We start from the raw sequence: 7555 nt of genomic DNA, 5'->3' as shown, positions 1-7555 counted from the left end.
TGTAAGCGTGGTAACATGTTCAGCTGACTCATACTAATAGGTCGAGGACTTGACCAAATAAATATTCATTATACAATTTTGAGAGAGCAATCTCTTAAAAAAATATCCGGTGGCAATGGCGTAAAGGTAACACTCCTTTCCATACCGAACAGGCAGGTTAAGCTTTATAGCGCTGATGGTACTGCAGGGGCAGCCTTGTGGGAGAGTAAGACGTCGCCGGGTACATAGTATGATTCACTAGCTCAGTCGGTAGAGCACATGACTTTTAATCATGGTGTCCGGGGTTCGATTCCCCGGTGAGTCACCAAAAATCATCTTACAATTCGTAAGATGATTTTTTTATGTACAAAAATAAGTATATTATCCACAATAAATTTGATTTTTACAATAAAATCTGAAAAAATGTTAATAAGATTATGGATATGTTATTAATTAATGTTGACTATATACATATATAAGTGTACTATTGTAATATAACACTAGATTATTAGAGAATTTTAGTATTGTATTAAAGGAAGGAAATATAAAACATGAAATTTAGTCAAAATACTCCTATATATACTCAAGTTATGAACTTTATAAAAGGTAAAGTTATAAATGGAGAATTGAATCCTGGGGATAAAGTTCCTTCAGTTAGAGAATTATCTTCTCAATTAAAAATTAATCCGAATACTATTCAAAGAGCTTATGGGGAACTAGAAAGAGAGGGGATTACTTATACTCAAAGAGGAATGGGAACTTTTATTGTAGAAGATGATTTTATTATTACAAAATTAAAAAAACATATGGCACAAAATATTATTGATGAATTTATAATACAAATGAATAATTTAGGATTCTATGATGAGAGTATAATTACTCTTATTTCACAAAATCTTAAAATGGGGAATTAGAATATAGGGATTATAAAAGGGGGATAAATTATGATAAATTTATCAAATGATGACTATACAGAAGAGGATATTTTGGTGGCAAAGAATTTATGTAAATCTTATTCTAGAAAGGTTGTTTTAGATAATTTTAACTTAATAATACCTAAGGGCAGGATTCTAGGATTGTTAGGCCCTAATGGAAGTGGAAAAACAACTTTTTTAAAAATTATATGTGGTTTATTACCTGATTTTAAAGGGGATATATTAATAAATGCTAAAAGACCTTCTCCATATACTAATTCAATTATTTCTTATTTACCTGATAAAAATTTTTTATTTAATTGGATGAAAGTTAGAGATGCATTAAATTTTTATAAAGATTTTTATAAAGATTTTAATGAAAATAAAGCTAAAGAATTATTAAAATTTATGGATCTTGATGAAAATTTAAGGATAACGGCTTTATCTAAAGGCATGATTGAAAAATTAAATCTTTCATTGATTCTATCAAGGAATGCTAAATTATATATTTTAGATGAGCCTATAGGAGGAGTAGATACTACTACAAGAGAGAAAATTTTAGATGCTATTTTACAAAATTACTCTAAAGAGAGTTCAATCATAATAACAACTCATTTAATTAATGAGCTAGAAAGAATCTTTGATTATGTGGCATTTATAAAAGATGGAAAAATAATTCTAGAAGATAATACTGAGGAATTGAGAATTAAATATAATAAATCAATTGATGAAATTTATAGAGATATTTTTAAATAAGAAATTCATAGGTAAAAAAGGGGGAAACATTATGCTAAAGCTTTTAAAATATAATTTCAAGGATAGTATGAAGATTATATGTGGAATACTTATAGCTAGTTTACTTAATGTGCTTTTTTTAGGGCATTTTAAATCATATATATATTTATTTCATATATTTATATCATTCACTATGATTATTGGCATATTAAAAATTTTAGGTTCCTATGAAAATGACCTATATCATAAAGAAGCAAATTTAATTTTTACTTTACCTATAAGTAAAAAAAATATACTTTTTTCTAGGCTTATATATTCTTTTTTATTGATGTTATTCGTTATAATTATAAATCTCATTTGTTTTTTCTTTTTAGGATATATATATAAACTTTATGATCCATTAGCTATATTTAAAGTATTTAATGTTATAACAAGTAGGCCTATAGCAATAATAATACTTATCTTACTTCTTGTTATAAAGTATTTTGAATTGACACTGATTATGTATTTTGGAATTACCTTAAGTAAAGTAATTTCAAAAAATAAAAAAAGAGGAGTGCTAAGTTTAATTTTTATAGTTGCTTCATGTTATTTAATAAATTTTTTAGATAATAGCATAAAAAGTATATTTACAAAAAATATAGGATATAATATGAGGTCATTTAATATAGGAGAGTACATGTATATTGACCTACCATATATACGATTAAATATAGCTAGTGTAATATTTAATATTATTATCTGTATTATGTTGTTTTATATTATTTCATATATGCTTAAGAAGAAAGTTAATTTGTAGTTTTTTTCTATATAGATAATTATTATATTTATAATTAAATAATATATAAATAAGATAAAAAGACTATTTCAACAAAAATAAGTTTTAAATTAAAATAGTCTTTTTTACATACATTTTTTTATATAGTTTTTAAAGATTCATACATTGTTTTAATACTTTTCCTATTTTATCATTAATAACTAAGTTAGCTTTGTAATCATAAGGAGTAGAGGTTTTATTAATTAAAATTAACTTATTACCTTTATAGTAGTCAATTAATCCAGCTGCAGGGTAAACAACTAAAGAAGTTCCACCTACTATTAATACATCAGCTTCATTTATAAGTTTTATAGATTCTCTAAGAATAGATGAGTCTAAACTTTCCTCATATAAAACAACATCAGGTTTTACTATAGAACCACATTCAGTACAGTATGGTATTTGTGTTTTAGACTTAAGTATATAGTCTAGGTCATAAAACTTACCACATTTAGTACAATAATTTCTATGAATGGATCCATGAAGTTCTAAAACTTTTTTGGAACCAGCCATTTGATGTAAGCCATCTATATTTTGAGTTATTACCCCTTTAAGTTTTCCTATTTCCTCTAACTTAGCTAAGGTTATATGAGCAGTGTTAGGTTTAGCATCTTCATATATAAGTTTCTTTCTATAAAAATTAAAAAATTCTTCAGTATACTTTTTAAAAAAGGTATGAGATACTAACTGTTCAGGAGTAAATGTAACATTTAGTTTTTGATTAAATAACCCATTAGAACTTCTAAAATCGGGTATACCACTCTCACAACTACATCCAGCGCCACCAAAGAATACTATATTATTACTTTCTTTTAGTATTTTAGTCAGTTCTTCTATTTCTTTTGACATGAAATCATCTCCAAAATATATTTATATACTTTTATTATCACATAAAAAGTTAAAAAGACAAATATATATAACTATAGGGTGTTAATACAAGGATTACTTTATATATTAATTTAATCTTGATATGTAAAGATACAAATTTTTTAATTAGGCAGGTTATTATCATATAATAGTAAAACAAATTTGACAATGTATAGTTTTTAACTTATAATTTTTTTAGTTGTATAAAATTTAATATATAAAATTTAATTTGTTAAAGGGGAGTAACTACCCTAAACCGAAGGGTGATAAAATCAACATCATGGTTTTTACAAACCTGGTTTTATCATGGCAAACTTGTCACAGTGAGACTTTTAACACAATAAAACTATACGTTTAGTTTTATTGTGTTAGAGGTCTCTTTTTTTATTTACTATAAAACAAAATATTGGAGATACTAAAAATTTAGTTTAATAATTAAAATAAGGTTAAAAGGGAGGAAAAAATTTATGGATTTTTTTCAAAAGTCTACAGATGACATTTTGCAGGAGTTCAATGTTCGGTTAGATGTAGGATTAAATCAAGATCAGGTCGTACAAAATGAAAAGAAGTATGGGAAAAATGAATTTTCTTCAGGCGAAAAAACATCTCTGGTAAAGAAAATATTAGGGGTCTTAAAAGAGCCTATGATATTTATTTTGCTTATAGCAGCACTTATAGCTATAGGAATGAATGTATATAGACATTCCCAAGGGATGCATACTGAGTTTACAGAAAGTATTGGAATAGTAGTGGCTATACTTCTTTCAGTTGGTATTGAAATAATTATGGAGGGTAAATCAGAAAAAGCCTTTGATGCACTAAATAACATAAATGATGATGTAAAAGTTAAGGTTATAAGAGAAGGAATTATACAATATGTAAATAAAAAGGATGTAGTTGTTGGAGATATTATTAAAGTTGAGACAGGAGATAAAATTCCAGCAGATTGTAGATTAATAGATTCATTACAATTAAAGGTGGATGAATCTATGTTGACTGGTGAAAGTATAGCCGTTAGCAAAGATGCTGAAGTTATAATAGAAGATTCTAAGGTTACTTTATCAGAACGTGTTAATATGATTTTTGCAGGTACATTTGTAACATATGGACAGGGTACAGCTGTAGTTATCGGCATTGGTGATAAAACAGAAATGGGAGGTATTGCAACTGAGTTAAAAGGGGTTCAAAATGCATCAACACCTCTTCAAGAAAAGTTAGATAAATTAGCTAAAACCATAAGTGTTTTAGGTATGGTAGCAGCAGGATTGATATTTACATATGAAATATTTAAAATTTACTCCACTAATACAATGTCTTTTGATACTATACAAGAAGCTTTTATGACTAGTATTGCATTGATTGTTGCGTCTGTGCCAGAGGGTTTGCCTACTATTGTTGCTATAACATTATCATTAAATATAATTAAAATGGCTAAGACCAATGCCCTTGTTAGAAAATTAGTTGCTTGTGAAACTGTAGGCTGTATAAATGTTATTTGTTCAGATAAAACAGGCACACTCACTAAAAATCAAATGACGGTAATAGATGTTTGGAACAATGGGAAGATAGTTAAACCAGAAGAATTAAAAAATAGATTTTTTGTCGATAATTTCATTGTAAACAGTACAGCCAATATTAATATAACAGAAGGAAAGGTAAAGTTTGTAGGAAATCCTACCGAATGTTCCTTACTTGAGGCTTTTAGCAAAACAATTTGTTCTATGAATCCTAAAACTTGTTTTTTTTATGAAGAAAATCACATTGTTTGTGGCAATAAGTGCAAAAAGGTCTGTAGCAAGACAAGTGGTCAAGTTTCCTACTTAGATATAAGAAAAGATGCAGATATAGTATTTCAATATCCGTTTACCTCAGATAAAAAGTCCATGACTACTATAGCAAGTGAAGAAAATACATATATGGTATATACAAAAGGAAGTCCAGAAAGAATTATTGATTTGTGTGATAAAATAATAATCAATAATGAAATTAAGCCTTTTACTAAGGTACTAAAACAAAAGATGGATAAAGAAATTATAAGGTTACAAAAGGAATCTAAAAGAATTTTAGCTTTTTCCCATAAGGAACTTAGTGAAGTTTATGATTGGGAAAAGGAACAAAATAATATAGAATCACATATGATTTTTGATGGATTTGTTTCTATAGCAGACCCACTAAGAGATGATGTATATGAAGCAGTAAAAAAATGTAGAGAATCAGGAATAAACTTAAAAATTCTAACAGGAGACAATATTGTTACAGCTACATCTATTGCCAAACAATTAGATATAGTAAATGAAGATAGTATCATAATAGAGGCTCCAGAAATTGATGAAATGTCAGATGATGAGTTATTAAAAATAATTGATAGAATAATAGTTATTGCAAGAAGCAAACCTATTACTAAAATGAGGATAGTAAATCTTTTAAAAGGTAAGGGGGAAGTAGTTGCGGTTACTGGTGATGGCATAAATGATGCACCTGCATTAAAAAATGCTGATGTAGGTATTGCAATGGGTATTACAGGTACAGAAGTATCAAAGGAAGCTAGTGATATTATTCTTCTTGATGATTCTTTTTCTACTATTTTAAAATCAGTGGAATGGGGAAGAGGGATTTATGAAAACTTTCAAAGGTTTATTCAATTTCAATTAACAGTTAATTTAGTGGCTGTTTTTATAGTAATACTATGTGAATTATTAGGTAAGGAATTACCTTTTACTACAATTCAACTTTTATGGGTAAATTTAATTATGGATGGTCCTCCAGCATTGACTTTAGGTTTGGAAGCTTTAAGAAGTCATTTGATGAGGCAAGAACCTGTTAAGAGAGATGCCAATATAATAACAAATAAAATGTTAAGTCATATAATAATGAATGGTATGTATATGGTTGTTATGATGCTATTTCTTATAGAAAATAATGCTCTAAATGGAACAGAGGCACAACAAGGCAGTATTATATTTGCTACCTTTGTAATGTTCCAGTTATTCAATGCATTTAATTCTAGAGAATTAGGTGATGAAAGTATATTTAATAATTTATTGAATAATAAGGTCATGTTATTAGTTATAGGAGTTACATTTATACTTCAGATTATTGTGACTCAATTTGGAGGGGTAGTATTTAAAACAATAGCATTACCATTTCAATTATGGATAAAAATTATAATTTATTCTTCTACCGTTGTTATTTTTGGTGAATTAATAAAGTTTATGGACAGGATAGAAAAAAAGCAAAAAGAGAAAAAGGAAACAATAAGAAAGCAAAGATTACAAGGTAAATAAGATTTATAATAAAAAATAAATGCCAAGGAATTAATAAAAAAAGTTCCTTGGTTCTTTTATTAGTTTTAATTATTTTTTTTAAGTAATTTAAATTTTTTTATTCTTTTCATATTTTGGATTGAACTTATTAAGGTAATTATCCCTACAATGAATAATAATGTGGATTTTAATATAGATTTAGCACCCCAAAATCCAAAACACGCCATAAAAGACATAATACATATTACTGAGTCATTAATAATATAAAGTACATGTGTTTTTACTTTGTTTTCTATTGTATCTAACATTTTTTTGAAATTTTTTATGTTTTTTATACTTTGTATAGATGATAAGGCAAAAGTTATTCCAGGAATACATAGTGGAATAAATACTGAGGTATCATGGTTTTTTATAGCAATATAACTACCATAAAAACATAGAATACTAGTAATCAATGATGCACTAAAATAAGATTTTTCAGTACTGATTTTTGTATTTATATTGTTATTCATAATATTTAACCCCTTCATATAATTTTAGATGTATTATTAATTATTTATATATAAACTTTATTTTTTTAATAAAATACCTCAATTTAATAAAACATAAGCAAAGTGTAGAATATTTTAAATATTATGTCAATAAAAATGATTTTTGTCTATCCAGAGCTAATGTTAAAAAATATTGAAAAAGTAAAATATACTCTTCCTGGTGTGTCTATAAGCCAAAAATAGAGTAAAGTAAAGAAAAGCTAAGTAACAACTATTTAATTACTTTAAATCATATCTATATACAAATTATGATAAAATAATTATGATAATATATATCTTGTCGCTGCGGCAACGCAGTAAAACAACAAAACAAATTAAAAAAAATGTTTAAAAAGTTGTTGACAAAGAAAAAGAAATTTGATATTATAAGTAAGTCGCTTGGTGAGAGCGGTTGAAAGTGAGAAATTGATCTTTGAAAATTAAACAGAG

6 protein-coding genes, 1 tRNA gene, 1 rRNA gene and 1 riboswitch are annotated in these 7555 nt (G+C 26.5%); of the genes, 6 read left to right on the top strand and 2 right to left on the bottom strand.

What is annotated here, in order from left to right; genetic code table 11:
- Positions 1–105: 105 nt before the first annotated feature.
- From rrf to QOZ93_RS13725, 5 genes are all read left to right on the top strand, one after another.
- Positions 106–222, top strand: a 5S ribosomal RNA gene (gene rrf / locus QOZ93_RS13745).
- A 9-nt stretch (positions 223–231) separates the two neighbouring features.
- Positions 232–307: transfer RNA gene (locus tag QOZ93_RS13740), tRNA-Lys, on the top strand.
- Positions 308–530: 223 nt separating this feature from the next.
- Complete coding sequence (locus QOZ93_RS13735) at positions 531–893, top strand: GntR family transcriptional regulator (protein WP_307357397.1); 363 nt, start codon at positions 531–533, stop codon at positions 891–893.
- A 30-nt stretch (positions 894–923) separates the two neighbouring features.
- Entirely contained in the window at positions 924–1649 is a 726-nt protein-coding gene (locus QOZ93_RS13730) for an ABC transporter ATP-binding protein (protein WP_111940213.1), read from the top strand.
- 31 nt (positions 1650–1680) lie between these two features.
- Entirely contained in the window at positions 1681–2427 is a 747-nt protein-coding gene (locus QOZ93_RS13725) for a hypothetical protein (RefSeq protein ID WP_307357393.1), read from the top strand.
- A gap of 129 nt (positions 2428–2556) precedes the next feature.
- Here QOZ93_RS13725 and QOZ93_RS13720 read toward each other — a convergent pair whose 3' ends face one another.
- Positions 2557–3294 carry an NAD-dependent protein deacylase gene (locus QOZ93_RS13720; RefSeq protein ID WP_307357390.1) on the bottom strand — a complete coding sequence of 246 codons (738 nt, stop codon included), beginning with the start codon at positions 3292–3294 and terminating at the stop codon, positions 2557–2559.
- A gap of 243 nt (positions 3295–3537) precedes the next feature.
- A riboswitch (yybP-ykoY riboswitch) is annotated at positions 3538–3634 on the top strand.
- A gap of 145 nt (positions 3635–3779) precedes the next feature.
- Between QOZ93_RS13720 and QOZ93_RS13715 the strand changes: the two genes are divergently transcribed.
- Entirely contained in the window at positions 3780–6596 is a 2817-nt protein-coding gene (locus tag QOZ93_RS13715) for a cation-translocating P-type ATPase (RefSeq protein ID WP_307357387.1), read from the top strand.
- A gap of 65 nt (positions 6597–6661) precedes the next feature.
- Here QOZ93_RS13715 and QOZ93_RS13710 read toward each other — a convergent pair whose 3' ends face one another.
- Complete coding sequence (locus QOZ93_RS13710; RefSeq protein WP_111940221.1) at positions 6662–7087, bottom strand: hypothetical protein; 426 nt, start codon at positions 7085–7087, stop codon at positions 6662–6664.
- Positions 7088–7555: the final 468 nt, after the last annotated feature.

Origin of the sequence: Hathewaya limosa, assembly GCF_030815255.1 — a bacterium.
Classification (GTDB): Bacteria; Bacillota; Clostridia; order Clostridiales; family Clostridiaceae; genus Hathewaya; species Hathewaya limosa.
The sequence above is the reverse complement of the archived record's forward strand: the minus strand, read 5'-3'. Positions and strand labels throughout refer to the sequence as shown.

Coding starts and splice junctions, on each gene's coding strand:
- QOZ93_RS13735 (WP_307357397.1), top strand. CDS start 531: ATGAAATTTAGTCAAAATACTCCTATATATACTCAAGTTATGAACTTT.
- QOZ93_RS13730 (WP_111940213.1), top strand. CDS start 924: ATGATAAATTTATCAAATGATGACTATACAGAAGAGGATATTTTGGTG.
- QOZ93_RS13725 (WP_307357393.1), top strand. CDS start 1,681: ATGCTAAAGCTTTTAAAATATAATTTCAAGGATAGTATGAAGATTATA.
- QOZ93_RS13720 (WP_307357390.1), bottom strand. CDS start 3,294: ATGTCAAAAGAAATAGAAGAACTGACTAAAATACTAAAAGAAAGTAAT.
- QOZ93_RS13715 (WP_307357387.1), top strand. CDS start 3,780: ATGGATTTTTTTCAAAAGTCTACAGATGACATTTTGCAGGAGTTCAAT.
- QOZ93_RS13710 (WP_111940221.1), bottom strand. CDS start 7,087: ATGAATAACAATATAAATACAAAAATCAGTACTGAAAAATCTTATTTT.